Below are 15,203 nucleotides of genomic sequence, written 5' to 3'. Positions count from 1 at the left end.
CGGGATCGCCCAGGGCCGTCAGTTCGGTACGCCTCTCAGTCGCCGAGAGCCGTCCGCATCGGTTCCAGCTTGGCCTCCGACTCGGCGATCTCCGCTTCCGGGTCAGAGGCCGCCACGATGCCGCATCCGGCGAACAGCCGCAGCGATCGGCCGTCGGGGGCAACCTCTGCCGAGCGCAGCGCGATCCCCCACTCGCCGTCGCCGTCAGCCCCGATCCAACCCACGGGCCCGGCGTAACGCGCCCGGTCCATTCGCTCGTGCCGCCCGATCACGTCGGCCGCTGTGTCGGTGGGTGTACCGCACACGGCTGCCGTTGGATGCAGTGCCGCCGCGACCTGGAGGGAGGACATGTCGCTGTGCTCGTCGTCCAGCACGGCCGTGACGTCGGTGGCCAGGTGCATGACGTTCGGCAGGTGCAGGACGAACGGCGCATCCGGGGCGTTGGTCGACGCGGCGTACGGCTCCAGCGAGCGAGTCAGCGAGTCGACGGCGAACTCGTGTTCTTCCAGGTCCTTCGAGGAGCGTGCCAGGGATGCCGCCCGCGCGAGGTCCGCCTCGTCGTCACCGGTGCGCTGGATCGTCCCGGCCAGCACCCGCGAGGAGAGCAGTCCCCGTTCACGGCGCACCAGCAGTTCCGGGGTCGCCCCCACGAGCGAGTCGACGGCGAACGTCCAGCACATCGGATAGTCGTCCGCGAGCGTGGCCAGCAGCTCGCGCACGTCCAACGGTCCGTCGAGCTGCGCCGTCACGTCACGCGCCATGACGACCTTCGAGACATCACCGGAGCGGATCAGGCTGACGACCTCCCCGACGGCCTCGCCCCAGCGGCTGGCGCCGAGTGCGCCATCGGAGTAAGTGACCCCGGGCCGGGGGAGGCGCTCCTGCCGGGCGGTGCGCAACGCCGTCGGATTGGGTGGCGGCTGCAGCTCCGAGGCCGAGGTGATCGTGGTCAACCAGGCATCGCAGCCGCGCCGCCCCGCCACCACCCGTGGAACCACGAGTGCGCCGCCGGCGGCGGAGTCAGCGGCGAAGGCGAAAGACCCAAAAGCGATCGGGCCGGTCCCGGGCTGACGGATCTCGTCGCGAACGACCATGTGTGAGGCGAGCTCTCGCCATCGGCGGTCTGCTTCGGCGAAGCGGTCCGGCCCGGAGGTCTCGATCCGGAGCGCCTCACCCCATCCCACGACCCCTTCACCCTTGCGCACCCAGGCGAGAGCATCGGCGGGGCCAGCGGAGGGGAGGAGGTCGAACAGGTCGCCGATCGCCTGCGCGGGTACGGAGATCGTGCGCGCGAGCAGGGTCGGTGGCCACGGGTCCACAGCGGCGTCTGTCATCGTTTGTCAGCCTATTCCGCACCGGCAGCGAGAGCGTCGCCAGGGCTGGTGATGCTGGTCACGCGGTCGGGTGCGCGATGATGGGGGTATGTCACGAGCCAGCCTGGCCAAGGATCCGCGCGAGGTCGCGGGCATGTTCGACGGCGTCGCCCCCGCGTACGACCTCACCAACGACGTGCTGTCGATGGGGTTGGACCGGCTGTGGCGGCGCCGCACCCGTGAGGCTGTCGCTGCCGAGCCCGGCCAGCGGGTGCTCGACCTTGCTGCGGGGACGGGCACCTCCAGCGAGCCCTACGCCGACGCCGGAGTCGACGTCGTGCCCTGCGACTTCTCCGCCGGGATGGTTGCAGTGGGCAAGCGGCGGCGCCCGGACCTCGACTTCGTCGTCGGGGACGCCACGGCGCTGCCGTTCGCGGATAAGGTCTTCGATGCGGTCACCATTTCCTTCGGGTTGCGCAACGTCGTGGACACGACGGCGGCCCTCACCGAGATGTTCCGGGTCACCAGACCGGGTGGCCGGCTGGTGATCTGCGAGTTCTCCACCCCGCCGAACGCCGCGTGGCGCGAGATGTACGGCTTCTATCGCGATCGTGTGTTACCCCGGGTGGCGTCCATGGTGAGCTCCAACACCGACGCCTATTCGTATCTCTCCGAGTCGATCGCGGACTGGCCGGACCAGCGCGCGCTAGCCGCGTTGCTGCACGGGGCCGGGTGGCGCCGCGTCGCCTACCGCAACCTGACGGGCGGTATCGTCGCGCTGCACCGGGCGACGCGTCCGGTCTGAGCCGCCGCTGACTCCCGCGAGTACGAGACGCCGGCATCGCTCATGATCTGGTGACTGAGCACGCCCCGCATCGGCGATGATGCCCGGGGTCGGGTGAGGGATTCCCGCCCAGAACGCCCGGATCCATCAGGACCCGAATTACGGCACTTGGTTGTAACAAAAAATCGGCGGAAACTCGGGCCAAACCGGGTGCTGCCGTGGTCTCGCACACGTCCCGGTCGGGGTAGCCTAGGCACCGAGAACCGACCCGCCGATGCAGGTTCGGGGCTCAGCCGTGGCCGCGTGCAGGCTCGGTGGTACTTCGATTCAACGACGACACAGGGTGGGAGACCGTGAGGAGCGCAGCCGACGACGCCGACGTCATCGTCGTGGGCGCCGGACCCGCCGGGGCCGCCAGTGCGCACTACCTGGCGGCCGCTGGACTCGAAGTCCTCCTGCTCGAGAAGGCCACGTTCCCGCGAGACAAGATCTGTGGCGACGGTCTGACTCCGCGCGCGGTCGCCGAGCTGGTCCGGATGGGTGTGCCCATGCGCGCCGAGGATGGCTGGATCCGCAACCGCGGGCTGCGCGTGATCGGCGGCGGTCACACGATCCACCTGCCGTGGCCCGAGATCGAGCGCTATCCCAGCTACGGTCTGGCCAAGGCACGCACTGACCTCGACTCCACGCTGGCATTCCATGCCCGTAGCAGCGGTGCCAAGCTCATGGAGGGTGTGAACGTCAGCGGCCCGATCCTCGACGATCGCACTGGTCGCGTCATCGGGGTGAAGGCGCGCAAGGTCGACGAGAACGGCCGTCGAGTCGATGCCGAGCCGCTGACGTTCCGGGCACCGGTGGTGATCGGAGCCGACGGTGTGTCCGCTCGCATGGCCACAGCGCTGGGGCTGGCCAAGAAGGACGAGCGGCCCATGGGTGTGGCGGTGCGCACGTACTTCCGCACTCCCCGTCACGACGACGAGTGGATGGAGTCTCACCTCGAGCTGTGGGACGGTGAGCCGGGGAAATCGCAGCTGCTGCCTGGGTACGGGTGGATCTTCGCGCTCGGAAACGGACTCGCGAATGTCGGACTCGGTTCGGTCAGCTCGACGGCCAAGGCGACGCAGCTCGACTACAAGTCCCTGTTCGCCGCCTGGATGCGCAATGCGCCGCCGGAGTGGGAGTTCACCGCGGAGAATCAGGAAGGACCGGTCCGGGGCGCCGCACTGCCAATGGCGTTCAACCGGCAACCGCTCTACACACGGGGACTGATGCTCGTGGGTGACTCCGGCGGGATGGTCTCGCCCTTCAACGGTGAGGGCATCGCCTACGGGTTGCAGGCGGGGCGGATCGCGGCAGACGTGATCGCGCAGGCGCGAGCGCGGACCAGTGACGCAGCGCGAGAGCGCACGTTGGCGACCTACCCTGACCGGATGCGCGCCGATCTCGGCGGGTACTTCACCCTGGGCCGGGCGTTCGTGAAGTTGATCGAGAACCCGCAGGTGATGCGGGTGTGCACGCGATACGGACTGCCGCGGCCAACGCTGATGAAGATCGTGCTCAAGTTGCTCTCGGACTGCTACGACACCAAGGGTGGGGACGTGACCGACCGTGTGATCACGGCACTGACGAAGGCGGTGCCGAGAGCATGAGCGTGAGGAGCCCCCGCGTAGGGGCGGCGAGGAACGAGGCGCACCGGAGCGAGGCACCGCAGCGTTCATGCACAGACGAGCAGAGCATGAGCCTCGGTCTGATCCTGCCGCAGGTAGATCGCCCGAAGGACCACGTCCGTCGAACGACGCCGGACACCAGAAGGATGGACGCATGACGAATCCGTACGTTCCGCTGCTGGTCATGGGCCTGCTCGCGTTCGTGATGGGCCTGGCCGGTCTGCTCTCGAGCGCTGTCATCGGCCCCAAGCGGTACAACAAGATCAAGGTGGATGCGTATGAGTGCGGTATCCAGCCGTCACCGCATGCCGCCTCGGGCCGGTTCCCGGTGAAGTACTACATCGTGGCGATGACGTTCATCATCTTCGACATCGAGGTGGTGTTCCTCTACCCGTGGGCGGTGGCGTTCACCGAGCTGGCCACCTTCGGGCTGATCGCGATGATCGCGTTCCTCCTCCTCATCACGGTGCCATTCGTGTACGAGTGGCGCCGTGGCGGGCTGGACTGGGACTGAGGAAGGAGGAGCAATGGGACTTGAAGACAAGCTTCCGGCAGGATTCATGCTCGGCAAGGTCGAGGACCTGGTCGGGTGGGTCCGGTCATCGTCCATGTGGCCTGTCACGATGGGCCTGGCGTGCTGCGCTATCGAGATGATGGCGACGGGGACATCGCGCTTCGACATCTCCCGGTTCGGGATGGAGGTCTTTCGTGCCTCGCCGCGCCAGGCCGACCTGATGATCGTCTCGGGACGTCTCAGCCACAAGATGGCACCGGTGATCCGCTCGGTCTACGACCAGATGTCGGACCCGAAATGGGTGATCTCGATGGGGGTGTGTGCCTCCTCGGGCGGGATGTTCAACAACTACGCGATCGTGCAGGGGGTCGACCACGTGCTCCCGGTGGACGTCTACCTGCCGGGCTGCCCGCCGCGGCCGGAGATGCTGATCAACGCCATCCTGGAGCTGCACGAGCAGGTGGTGAAGCAGGAGCCGCTGGGCCCCAACCGCGCTGAGGTACGTGCCAAGGTCGAGGCCGCGGCGCTCGAGGCGACACCGACGCACCAGATGAAGGGGTTGTTGGCGTGAGGGCGAGGAGCCCCCGCGAAGGGGCGGCGAGGAACGGGTTGCACCGGAGCGAGGCACCGCAGCTCTCATGCGAGGAGGACGCCGCGTGAACGACGAGGACAAGCAGGTCACCAGCCCTTCGCAGGAGGCGCAGGAGGCGGGCTCGCAGCACCTGGAGCAGGTGTCGGAGTCGACCGGTCGGGCACCGCTGGACGTCGTCGAGGTCCGTGAGGGCATGTTCGGCGTCCGTGGAAGTGGTGACACGTCCGGCTTCGGCGGCTTGCGCCGGGTCGTGGCGCTTCCCGGACCGAGTCAGCGACCCTATGGCAGCTACTTCGACGAGGTGGTTGACGTCCTCGCCGAGGTGCTCGGTGAGGCCGGCGTGGACTACGACGACGCCGTCGAGAAGGTGGTGGTGTTCCGGGACGAGTGCACGTTGTTCGTGCGCCGCGAGCATCTTCCGCTGGTCGCGCGATCGCTGCGCGATGACCAGGACCTCCGGTTCGAGCTGTGCCTGGGCGTCTCCGGCGTGCACTACCCGGAGGACGAGGGGCGTGAGCTGCATGCGGTGTACCCGCTGTTCTCGGTGACGCACAACCGCGCGATCCGTCTCGAGGTCGCTGTGCCCGACGCGGACCCGCACATTCCGTCGATCATCGACACCTACCCAGCCAACGACTGGCACGAGCGCGAGGTGTGGGACTTCTTCGGCGTCATTTTCGACGGCCACCCGTCGCTGGCGCGTATCCAGATGCCCGACGACTGGCCCGGTCACCCACAGCGTAAGGACTACCCGCTGGGCGGGATCCCGGTCGAGTACAAGGGCGCCACGGTGCCCTCCCCGGACAACCGGAGGTCGTACAACTGATGTCCACTCCATCCTCCACGTCCCGGCCCACCGCCACCGGTCCTGCCGGTGATACCGGCGGCGCACGTGAGTACACCGCGACCGGTGGCGACTGGGACGAGATCAGCGCCGATGCGATGGCGAACCCGGATGAGCGCATCGTCGTCAACATGGGTCCTCAGCACCCGTCCACGCACGGGGTGCTGCGGCTCGTTCTCGAGATCGAGGGCGAGACGGTCACCGAGGCGCGCGGCGGGATCGGCTTCCTGCACACCGGCATCGAGAAGAACATGGAGTACCGCACCTGGACCCAGGGGGTGACGTACTGCACTCGCATGGACTACGTGGCCCCGCTGTTCCAGGAGGTCGGGTACTGCCTGGCCGTGGAGAAGCTGCTCGACATCACCGACGACGTCCCGGAGCGAGCCACGCTCATCCGGGTGATGATGATGGAGCTCAACCGGGTGGCCTCCCACCTGATCGCCCTCGGGACCGGCGGGAACGAGCTCGGCGCCACCACCATGATGACGATCGCGTTCACCGCGCGTGAGGACATCCTGAAGATCTTCGAGTCGATCACCGGGCTGCGGATGAATCACGCCTACATCCGCCCCGGCGGCGTGGCGGTCGATCTGCCGCCCGGTGCCACCCAGATGGTGCGCGAGTACATCCCGCAGATCCGCGACCGAATCGGCCAGCTGGAGAAGCTCGCGCTGAAGAACCCGATCTTCCTCGGACGGCTTCAGGGTGTGGGATACCTGCCTCTCGCCGGTGCCATGGCGCTCGGCGCCGCCGGACCGATCCTGCGCTCGGCCGGACTGCCCTTCGACCTGCGCAAGTCGCAGCCATACTGCGGCTACGAGACCTACGACTTCGACGTTCCCACTCACACCGACGCCGATTCCTACGCCCGCGTCGTGCTCCGCTTCAAGGAGATGCGGGAGTCGTTGAAGATCGTCCAGCAGGTCCTCAGCCGGCTGGAGGCGCAGGACCGCAAGGGCAAACATCCGGTGATGGTCGCCGACAAGCGCATCGCCTGGCCCGCCCAGCTCTCGGTGGGCAGTGACGGTCAGGGCAACTCACTGGACCACATCCGGCAGATCATGGGGTCCTCGATGGAGGCGCTCATCCACCACTTCAAGCTGGTGACCGAGGGCTTCCGCGTCCCGGCCGGGCAGGTCTACCAGCAGATCGAGCACCCCAAGGGCGTGCTCGGGGTACACCTCGTCTCCGACGGCGGAACTCGCCCCTACCGCGCGCATTTCCGTGACCCGTCGTTCAACAACCTGCAGACCCTCGGGATGATGTGCGAGGGCGGCACGATCGCCGACGTGGTCGTCGCCGTCGCCTCGATCGACCCGGTGATGGGAGGGGTGGACCGCTGATGGCCACATCCATGACCAGCTATCCCGACGACGTCGCCGAGCGCCTGGCGCAGGACGCGCAGCAGATCCTCGCGCGCTACCCGGAGCCACGGTCGGCGCTGCTGCCGCTGCTTCATCTGGTCCAGTCGGAGGACGGCTACGTCAGCCCGGCCGGGATCGGGTTCTGCGCCGACGTGCTGGATCTCTCCCGGGCCTCCGTCTCCGCGGTGGCCACCTTCTACAGCCAGTACAAGCGCCACCCCAATGGCACCTACACCGTGGGCGTGTGCACGAACACGCTGTGTGCCGTCATGGGGGGTGACGCCATCTTCGACCACCTCGCGGCGAAGCTGGGGATCGGGCACGACGAGACCACCGAGGATGGCACCATCACGCTCGAGCGGGTGGAGTGCAACGCGGCGTGCGACTACGCGCCGGTGATGGTGATCAACTGGGAGTTCTTCGACAACCAGACGCCCACGACGGCAGCGGAGACTGTGGACAAGCTCCTCGCCGGTGAGCCGGTGGCACCCTCACGTGGAGCCGACCGGGTCGCGACCTTCAAGGAGGTCTCCCGGGTGCTGGCCGGGTTCGAGGACGGTCACGCCGACGAGGGCCCGGGAGCCGGCCACGCCAGTCTCGTCGGGCTCGAACTGGCCCGCAAGAACGGCTGGCGAGTTCCCGGCGAGGAGGAGGCCGGGGAGGCCGCGGGTCCGCAGGTGGCAGCGCAGGCCGCTGCCAGCGGCACGGACCCGGTCGGTGACGAGGGCTCCAGTGCCGAGCGGGAGCCGCGCACCCCTGGAGATGCCGACGCTGACCCGGTGAAGAGCACCGACGAGGAGGGTACGGACTCGTGAGCACCCTGGCACCCGTCCTGAGCGACCTGTGGGACGCCCCGCAGTCGTGGAAGCTGGACACCTACGTCTCCCGGAACGGCTATGACGGTCTGCGCAAGGCCATGGAGACCGATCCGGCGGAGCTGATCACGATGGTCAAGGACTCCGGTCTGCGCGGACGAGGCGGCGCCGGCTTCCCGACCGGCCTGAAGTGGTCGTTCCTGCCCAAGCCGGACGGCGGACCGCGCTACCTGGTGGTCAACGCCGACGAGTCCGAGCCGGGAACCTGCAAGGACATCCCGCTGATGATGGCCAACCCGCACGCGCTGATCGAAGGGGTGGCGATCACCTCGGTGGCGATCGGGTGCCACCACGCCTTCATCTACCTGCGCGGTGAGGTCGTGCACGTCTACCGGCGCCTGCTCGCGGCCGTACGGGAGGCGAAGGAAGCCGGCTACCTGGGCTCCGACGTCCTCGGCACGGGCTACGACCTGGAGGTCACGGTGCACGCGGGCGCCGGCGCCTACATCTGTGGCGAGGAGACGGCGCTGCTGGACTCCCTCGAAGGCCGGCGCGGGCAACCGCGCCTCAAGCCCCCGTTCCCCGCGGTCGCCGGGCTCTACGCCCGCCCCACGGTGGTGAACAACGTCGAGAGCATCGCCTCGGTCCCCGGGATCGTGCGCCGCGGCGCCGACTGGTTCGCCTCGATGGGCACCGAGAAGTCCAAGGGGCACGGGCTGTTCTCCCTCTCCGGGCACGTGGCCCGGCCGGGCCAGTACGAGGCGCCGCTGGGGATCACCTTCCGTGAGCTGCTGGACATGGCCGGGGGAATCCGGGACGGACACGAGCTGAAGTTCTGGACGCCGGGTGGCTCGTCCACGCCGATCCTCACGGCCGAGCACCTCGACGTCGTTCTCGACTATGAATCGGTCGGAGCAGCCGGTTCCATGCTCGCCACCCGCGCACTGCAGGTCTTCGACGAGACCACCTCGGTGGTGCGCTGCGTGAGCCGGTGGATCGACTTCTACCAGCACGAGTCCTGCGGCAAGTGCACCCCCTGCCGGGAGGGCACCTTCTGGCTGAAGCAGATCCTGCAGCGGCTCGAAGCAGGTGAGGGCACCGAGTCCGATATCGACCTGCTGCTGGACGTCGCGGGCAACATCGAAGGCCGTTCGTTCTGCGCGCTGGGCGATGCTGCGGCCACGCCTGTCAAGAGTGCCATCAAGCACTTCCGGGACGAGTTCGAGCAGGGGTTGCATACCCCGGCCTGGGAGCTCTTCCCCTACGAAGCCAACGCCGCGTTCACGGGAGTCTCCTCATGACCGCCACGACCAGTACTGCCACCTCCGCGGTCACCAAGCCGGAGGAGGTCACCCTCACCATCGACGGTGTCGAGGTGTCTGTGCCCAAGGGCACGCTGGTGATCCGTGCGGCCGAGCAGATCGGGGTCCAGATCCCGCGGTTCTGCGACCACCCGCTGCTCAAGCCTGCCGGCGCCTGCCGGCAGTGCCTGGTGGAGGTGGCCGCACCGGACCGGGAGGGCAACGTCCGCCCGATGCCCAAGCCCCAGGCCTCCTGCACCCTGGAGGTGATGCCGGGGATGCAGGTGAGCACCCAGCACTCCTCGGAGGTGGCAGAGAAGGCGCAGCGTGGACAGATCGAGTTCCTCCTGATCAACCACCCGCTCGACTGCCCCGTCTGCGACAAGGGCGGTGAGTGCCCGCTGCAGAACCAGGCGTTGTCCAACGGCAGCGGAAGCTCCCGGTTCACCGGGATCAAGCGCACGTTCCCGAAGCCGATCAAGATCTCCACCCAGGTCCTCCTCGACCGTGACCGGTGCATCCTGTGCCAGCGGTGCACCCGATTCTCCGATGAGATCGCCGGGGACCCGTTCATCGATCTGCAGGGTCGCGGTGGTGGCACGCCAGGCAGTGACGAGCACGGGCTTCCGGCCCAGCAGATCGGCCGGTTCGATGAAGCGATCCTCGGCTTCGCCGGCGGTGAGCAGGCCCCTGACGGCGACACCGTGGGTCCGGGTGGTCAGCCCTCCCTGGCAGCCGGGACCGGTGAGAGCACCCCGACCCTCGGGGAAGCGGCACTGGATGCCTCCGGGCGTCCCTTCGCCTCCTACTTCTCCGGCAACACGATCCAGATCTGCCCGGTCGGAGCACTGACGTCGGCGGCCTACCGGTTCCGTTCCCGTCCGTTCGACCTGGTCTCCTCACCCTCGATCGCCGAGCACGATGCGTGCGGAAGCGCGATCCGTATCGACCACCGGCGCGGTGTGGTGCTGCGCCGTCTGGCCGGCGACGACCCGGCCGTGAACGAGGAGTGGATCACCGACAAGGACCGCTTCGCGCACCCGTGGCAGAGCGCGCCGGACCGTCTCACCAGCCCACTGGTCCGGGACGAGGAGTCGGGCGAGCTGGTTCCCACGAGCTGGTCCGAGGCGGTGCACCTGGCGGCACAGGCACTGACGAGCGCCCACGGGCGGGTCGGCGTGCTACCTGGTGGGCGGCTCACGGTCGAGGATGCCTACGCGTGGTCGAAGTTCGCCCGCGTGGTGCTGGGCACCAACGACCTCGACTTCCGTGCCCGGGCGCACTCGGCCGAAGAGGCCGACTTCCTCGCCCACCGCGTGGCCGGTTCGACGATGGAGGTCACCTTCGGCGACCTGGAGCGCGCGGGCGAGGTGTTGCTCGTCGGACTCGAGCCGGAGGAAGAAGCGGGCACGATCTTCCTGCGACTGCGCAAGGGCGTGCTGGCCGGGGGAGTGCACGTCAGCTCCATCGCACCGCTGACCACACGCGGGGCGTCGAAGCTGCGGGCGGACGTGTTCCACACCGTTCCCGGCTCCGAAGCAGCCGTGCTGACGGGCTTGGCCGAAGGCGCCACCGAGGCGGACGGCGTCGAGCTGGGTGACCTCGCCGAGCGCCTGCGAGGAGGAGTCATCCTCGCCGGAGAGCGGCTCGCGACCGTGCCGGGTGGCTTCACCGCCCTGCAACGACTGGCCGAGGCCTCCGGCGCTCGGGTGGCGTGGGTGCCGCGGCGCGCCGGTGACCGGGGCGCGGTCGAGGTCGGACTGCTGCCCGGGCTGCTTCCAGGCGCCCGCCCTGTCTCCGATGCGCAGGCACGCGTGGATGTCGCAGCCGCGTGGGGCGTCGAATCGTTGCCGAGCACCCCTGGCCGCGATCTGACGGCGATCCTTGAGGCTGCACGCGATGGTGACCTCGGCGCTCTGCTCGTCGGTGGCGTCCACGTCGAGGACCTCCCGGACCCGGCCCTGGCGGAGGCGGCCCTGGCCGCCGTCGGCACGGTGGTCCAGCTCGAGGTGCGACGCTCCGCCGTCACCGAGCATGCCGACGTGGTGCTACCGGTGGCGCCACCCACGCACAAGGCGGGCACCTTCCTGACCTGGGAGGGCCGGCCGCGGGCGTTCGCCGCGGTCTTCGAGGACCACTCCCTCAGCGATGCGCGCGTGCTGGATATGGTCGCCCGGGCCGCCGGCGTCGATCTCGGCGCCCGGAGCCTCGACGACCTCTATGCCGAGCTCGCGGAGTTCAGCGGCTGGGACGGTGAGCGTGCCGGTGCGCCCCAGGTGTCGCCCGGACCGGGTCATCAGCCTGGGAGCATGGCTCCGGGGACGGCAGTACTCGCGACGTGGCGTCTGCAGCTCGACTCCGGCCGCGGTCAGGACGGCGAACCACACCTGGCCGGCACCCAACGCCGGCCCGTGGCGCACCTGTCCGCCGCGACGGCCGCCGAGATCGGTGTGGCCGAGGGGCAGCTCCTGCGGGTCGCCGGACCAGCCGGCTCGATCGACCTGCCGGCCTCGATCGTGGCGATGCCCGACCGTGTGGTCTGGCTGCCGCAGCACTCACCAGGATCCTCGGTGCACCGCATGCTCGGTACGGGTGCGCCAGGCGTCGTGGACCTGTCCGTCCCCACCTCGGAGGTGCAGCGATGACCCCGCCGACCGTTCCCGTCCTCGCCTCGGCGGGTGCGGACTTCTCGGCCGACACCATCGGCCTGGTGTTCATCAAGGCCGCGGCCATCCTGGTGTTCCTGCTGCTCTCGGTGCTGTTCGCGCTGTGGTTCGAACGCCGTATCATCGGCCGTTTCCAGCAGCGGCTCGGACCGAACGTGCGCGGCCCGTTCGGCCTCGTGCAGTCGATCCCGGACGCCTTGAAGCTCCTGCTCAAGGAGGACATCACCGTCAAGGGCGCGGACAAGGTGATCTACCGGATCGCCCCGATGATCTCGGTGTTCTGCGCGTTCATGATCTTCGCGATCATCCCGTTCGGCCCCGCCGTGCAGATCCCGTTCACCGACATCATCACCCCGCTGCAGCTGACGGACCTGCCGGTGTCCGTGCTGTACTTCCTCGGTATCGCCGGACTCGGCGTGTACGGCATCGTGCTCGGTGGCTGGTCCTCGGGCTCCACGTACCCGCTGCTCGGTTCCGTGCGCTCCACGGCGCAGGTCATCTCCTACGAGCTGGCGATGAGCCTGTCCCTGGTCAGCGTGCTGATCGTCGCCGGGTCGATGTCCACCTCCGAGATCGTGAACTCGCAGACCCAGTTGTGGTGGTCGGTCGCGCTCGCGCCGGCCTTCGTCATCTATCTGATCTCGATGACCGGTGAGGTGAACCGGCTCCCGTTCGACCTGCCCGAGGCAGAGGGGGAGCTGGTTGCCGGGTACACGACCGAGTACTCGTCGATGAAGTTCGCCTGGTTCTTCCTGGCCGAGTACATCAACATGCTGAATGTCTCGGCGATCGCGACCACGCTGTTCATGGGCGGGTGGCGCGCTCCGTGGCCGCTCTCGGCGATCAACGACGGCATGTTCAATGAGGGCTGGTGGCCACTGCTGTGGTTCCTCATCAAGCTCTGGGGCTTCATGTTCTTCTTCGTGTGGCTGCGCGCAACCCTGCTGCGGTTCCGCTACGACCAGTTCATGAACCTGGGCTGGAAGGTGCTGATCCCCGTCGCGCTCGCCTGGGTGGTCGGCGTCGCAGTGATCCAGGGCGTGCGTCAGTTCACCGACATCAGCCTCCAGACGTTGCTCTTCGCACTAGCCGGCGCTCTGGTGCTCTTCGCGGTCGTCCTGCTGCTGATTCCGGAAAAGAAACCAGCAGCCGGTGCGTCCGCTGCGACGGCCGGCGGATCCGGAACCCCGGGGTCGCGGAAGTCCGCGACGGCGGAGGCGGAGGCGTTCGACGCATTCGCCGGCGGCTACCCGGTCCCGCCGCTACCGGGCCAGAGCCTTCCTCCCTCGCCCCGCCGGGCGAAGGTGACCGCGCCGGCCGACGCCGGACCCGCCACCGACAAGGAGAACACCGATGGCTGACTCCACGGGCAAGGGGCGCGGGCGTAGTCCCGAGCCGCGCACCACGAAGACGGCGATGGGAGCAACCCACGACGTCCAGAACTTCGATGTCGACAGCGACGAGGACAAGAACGCGCTCGAGGAGTTCTTCGCTCCGGTCGCCGGTTTCGGCGTCACGATGGCCTCCCTTTTCCGGCCGGTGGTCACCGAGCAGTACCCGTTCGAGAAGAAGCCCACGGCGCCGCGGTACCACGGCCGGCACCAGCTCAACCGTCACCCGGACGGACTGGAGAAGTGCATCGGGTGCGAGCTGTGCGCTTGGGCATGCCCGGCAGACGCGATCTACGTCGAGGCGGGCAATAACACCCCGGAAGCCCAGTACGCCCCGGGCGAGCGGTACGGCAAGGTCTACCAGATCAACTATCTGCGCTGTATCTTCTGCGGGCTCTGCATCGAGGCCTGCCCCACCCGCGCACTGACGATGACCAACGACTACGAGTTGGCCGACACCACCCGCGAGAAGATGATCTTCGAGAAGGATCAGCTGCTCGCGCCGCTACGGTCGGGCATGCTCTCGGCTCCCCACCCGATGGTCGAGGGGACCACCGACGGCGACTACTACCGCGGTGCGGTCACCGGCCCCACGCCCGAGCAGGTCGACTGGGTCCGCGAGCACCGGCCGGAGGATCCGAGCCTCGAGTCCGCGGCCGATCCGGGCCGGGCGCAGGGAGGAAAGCGATGACCGAGCAGCTCGTGCTCTCCACGGGTGAGGCAGTCCTGTTCTGGGTGCTTGCTCCGCTGATGGTGCTGGGTGCCCTCGCTCTGCTGTTCGCGCGGCGTCCCGTGCACATCGCCGTCAGTATCGCCGGCGTCATGGTCGCTCTCGCCGTCCTCTACATCGCGCTCGAGGCCCCGTTCCTGGGCGTGGCGCAGGTCGTGGTCTACACCGGCGCGGTCATGATGCTGTTCCTGTTCGTCATCATGCTCGTGGGTGTCGATTCCACGGAGTCCCTCACCGAGACACTCGCTGGGCAGCGATGGATCGCGGTCGTTGGCGGCCTCGGACTGGTGGCGTTGATGATCGCCATCGTCACCCGGGCGACGTTCGGCAGCCCCGTTGGTCTGGAGGCCGCGAACGCGGATACGAACCCGGTGGGTGTGGCCCGGCTGATCTTCGGCGACTATGTCTTCCCGTTCGAGCTCACCGCCGCTTTACTCATCACGGCTGCGCTAGGCGCACTCGTGCTCAGCCACCGCCGCCGGCTCGGCCCCAAGCGTGGCCAGCGCGAGACCGTGGAGAAGAAGCTCGCCACCTTCGCCGAGAGTGGCTCGGCGACTGCGGTGGTCTCGGCACCCGGGCCCGGCGTCTACGCACGCACGAACTCGGCGGACATGCCGGCGCTGGCGGCCACAGGTGAGACGCTCGACGCATCCGTGACCACGGTGCTGCGGGTTCGCGGGCAAGTGCTGCGGGACGAGGAGGCTGCAGCGCAGACGGGCCGGGTGGCAATGATCGCATCAGGTCTGCCGATGCTCGACACCACCGACGAGGCCCAGCTCGAGGCCGAGACTCCCGAGACCGATGGAACGGCCACTGAGTCCGAGGGAGCCACTGGGACTGAACCCGCCGAGCGTGGCCACGCAGACCAGGACGAGGCCGGCACGTTGTTGCCGGAGACCGACGAGGGGGATGAGCGATGACGCTGGTGCACTACCTGGTGCTGTCCGGGATCCTGTTCTCGATCGGCGCCGTGACCGTGCTGGTCCGGCGCAACGCCCTGGTGGCCTTCATGGGCGTAGAGCTCATGCTGAACGCTGCGAACCTGATGCTGGTCACCTTCGCCCGGATGCACGGTGATCTGCACGGGCAGGTGATCGCCTTCTTCGTGATGGTGGTTGCCGCGGCGGAAGTCGTGATCGGCCTGGCGATCATCGTCTCCATTCACCGAACTCGCGGGTCCGCGTCGCTCGATGACGCCAACCTGCTGAAGAACTGAGGG

General features: G+C 68.3%; 14 protein-coding genes. 13 read left to right on the top strand and 1 reads right to left on the bottom strand.

The annotated features are described in order from the left end of the window. Positions 1-35 precede the first annotated feature (35 nt). On the bottom strand, positions 36-1,334 hold the full coding sequence (locus tag IM660_RS15540) for an isochorismate synthase (RefSeq protein ID WP_193496724.1): 1,299 nt from the start codon (positions 1,332-1,334) through the stop codon (positions 36-38). Positions 1,335-1,422: 88 nt separating this feature from the next. Here IM660_RS15540 and IM660_RS15535 point away from each other — a divergent pair, with 88 nt between their 5' ends. The 13 genes from IM660_RS15535 to nuoK all read left to right on the top strand — a co-directional run bounded on the left by IM660_RS15535 (position 1,423) and on the right by nuoK (position 15,200). Then, the gene (locus IM660_RS15535; protein ID WP_193496723.1) at positions 1,423-2,118 is read left to right on the top strand and encodes a demethylmenaquinone methyltransferase; all 696 of its coding nucleotides are present in this window, start codon (positions 1,423-1,425) and stop codon (positions 2,116-2,118) included. A gap of 332 nt (positions 2,119-2,450) precedes the next feature. Then, positions 2,451-3,746, top strand: a complete 1,296-nt coding sequence (locus IM660_RS15530; RefSeq protein WP_193496722.1) for a geranylgeranyl reductase family protein — start codon at positions 2,451-2,453, stop codon at positions 3,744-3,746. Between the two features lie 172 nt (positions 3,747-3,918). Next, positions 3,919-4,278, top strand: a complete 360-nt coding sequence (locus IM660_RS15525; RefSeq protein WP_159622870.1) for an NADH-quinone oxidoreductase subunit A — start codon at positions 3,919-3,921, stop codon at positions 4,276-4,278. 13 nt (positions 4,279-4,291) lie between these two features. Then, positions 4,292-4,849: a NuoB/complex I 20 kDa subunit family protein gene (locus IM660_RS15520; protein ID WP_193496721.1), complete on the top strand. Its 558-nt coding sequence runs from the start codon at positions 4,292-4,294 to the stop codon at positions 4,847-4,849. A 151-nt stretch (positions 4,850-5,000) separates the two neighbouring features. Beyond that, positions 5,001-5,696 carry an NADH-quinone oxidoreductase subunit C gene (locus IM660_RS15515; protein ID WP_246465336.1) on the top strand — a complete coding sequence of 232 codons (696 nt, stop codon included), beginning with the start codon at positions 5,001-5,003 and terminating at the stop codon, positions 5,694-5,696. Next, positions 5,696-7,060: an NADH-quinone oxidoreductase subunit D gene (locus tag IM660_RS15510; protein WP_193496719.1), complete on the top strand. Its 1,365-nt coding sequence runs from the start codon at positions 5,696-5,698 to the stop codon at positions 7,058-7,060. Before IM660_RS15515 ends, IM660_RS15510 begins: the two co-directional genes overlap by 1 nt. Continuing rightward, on the top strand, positions 7,060-7,896 hold the full coding sequence (gene nuoE, locus IM660_RS15505) for an NADH-quinone oxidoreductase subunit NuoE (protein WP_193496718.1): 837 nt from the start codon (positions 7,060-7,062) through the stop codon (positions 7,894-7,896). The genes IM660_RS15510 and nuoE overlap by 1 nt, the downstream gene beginning before the upstream one ends. After that, positions 7,893-9,197, top strand: coding sequence for an NADH-quinone oxidoreductase subunit NuoF (nuoF, locus tag IM660_RS15500; protein ID WP_193496717.1), 1,305 nt, complete (start codon positions 7,893-7,895; stop codon positions 9,195-9,197). The genes nuoE and nuoF overlap by 4 nt, the downstream gene beginning before the upstream one ends. Next, on the top strand, positions 9,194-11,842 hold the full coding sequence (locus tag IM660_RS15495) for an NADH-quinone oxidoreductase subunit G (RefSeq protein WP_193496716.1): 2,649 nt from the start codon (positions 9,194-9,196) through the stop codon (positions 11,840-11,842). The genes nuoF and IM660_RS15495 overlap by 4 nt, the downstream gene beginning before the upstream one ends. Then, positions 11,839-13,224 carry an NADH-quinone oxidoreductase subunit NuoH gene (gene nuoH / locus IM660_RS15490; RefSeq protein ID WP_193496715.1) on the top strand — a complete coding sequence of 462 codons (1,386 nt, stop codon included), beginning with the start codon at positions 11,839-11,841 and terminating at the stop codon, positions 13,222-13,224. The genes IM660_RS15495 and nuoH overlap by 4 nt, the downstream gene beginning before the upstream one ends. Next, positions 13,217-13,945, top strand: a complete 729-nt coding sequence (nuoI, locus tag IM660_RS15485; RefSeq protein WP_193496714.1) for an NADH-quinone oxidoreductase subunit NuoI — start codon at positions 13,217-13,219, stop codon at positions 13,943-13,945. The genes nuoH and nuoI overlap by 8 nt, the downstream gene beginning before the upstream one ends. Then, positions 13,942-14,904, top strand: a complete 963-nt coding sequence (locus IM660_RS15480; protein ID WP_193496713.1) for an NADH-quinone oxidoreductase subunit J — start codon at positions 13,942-13,944, stop codon at positions 14,902-14,904. Before nuoI ends, IM660_RS15480 begins: the two co-directional genes overlap by 4 nt. Continuing rightward, positions 14,901-15,200, top strand: a complete 300-nt coding sequence (gene nuoK / locus IM660_RS15475) for an NADH-quinone oxidoreductase subunit NuoK (protein ID WP_159622880.1) — start codon at positions 14,901-14,903, stop codon at positions 15,198-15,200. The genes IM660_RS15480 and nuoK overlap by 4 nt, the downstream gene beginning before the upstream one ends. The last annotated feature ends 3 nt before the right edge of the window (positions 15,201-15,203 follow it).

This window comes from Ruania alkalisoli, assembly GCF_014960965.1.
GTDB lineage: Bacteria > Actinomycetota > Actinomycetes > Actinomycetales > Beutenbergiaceae > Ruania > Ruania alkalisoli.
Note: the sequence above shows the minus strand (reverse complement) of the source record. Positions and strands in the feature narration are given on the sequence as shown.

Excerpts from the sequence above, each read along its gene's own strand:
- IM660_RS15480 (WP_193496713.1), top strand. The coding sequence starts at position 13,942 with ATGACCGAGCAGCTCGTGCTCTCCACGGGTGAGGCAGTCCTGTTCTGG.
- IM660_RS15495 (WP_193496716.1), top strand. The coding sequence starts at position 9,194 with ATGACCGCCACGACCAGTACTGCCACCTCCGCGGTCACCAAGCCGGAG.
- IM660_RS15520 (WP_193496721.1), top strand. The coding sequence starts at position 4,292 with ATGGGACTTGAAGACAAGCTTCCGGCAGGATTCATGCTCGGCAAGGTC.
- IM660_RS15525 (WP_159622870.1), top strand. The coding sequence starts at position 3,919 with ATGACGAATCCGTACGTTCCGCTGCTGGTCATGGGCCTGCTCGCGTTC.
- nuoK (WP_159622880.1), top strand. The coding sequence starts at position 14,901 with ATGACGCTGGTGCACTACCTGGTGCTGTCCGGGATCCTGTTCTCGATC.
- nuoE (WP_193496718.1), top strand. The coding sequence starts at position 7,060 with ATGGCCACATCCATGACCAGCTATCCCGACGACGTCGCCGAGCGCCTG.
- nuoI (WP_193496714.1), top strand. The coding sequence starts at position 13,217 with ATGGCTGACTCCACGGGCAAGGGGCGCGGGCGTAGTCCCGAGCCGCGC.
- IM660_RS15510 (WP_193496719.1), top strand. The coding sequence starts at position 5,696 with ATGTCCACTCCATCCTCCACGTCCCGGCCCACCGCCACCGGTCCTGCC.
- IM660_RS15540 (WP_193496724.1), bottom strand. The coding sequence starts at position 1,334 with ATGACAGACGCCGCTGTGGACCCGTGGCCACCGACCCTGCTCGCGCGC.
- IM660_RS15535 (WP_193496723.1), top strand. The coding sequence starts at position 1,423 with ATGTCACGAGCCAGCCTGGCCAAGGATCCGCGCGAGGTCGCGGGCATG.
- nuoH (WP_193496715.1), top strand. The coding sequence starts at position 11,839 with ATGACCCCGCCGACCGTTCCCGTCCTCGCCTCGGCGGGTGCGGACTTC.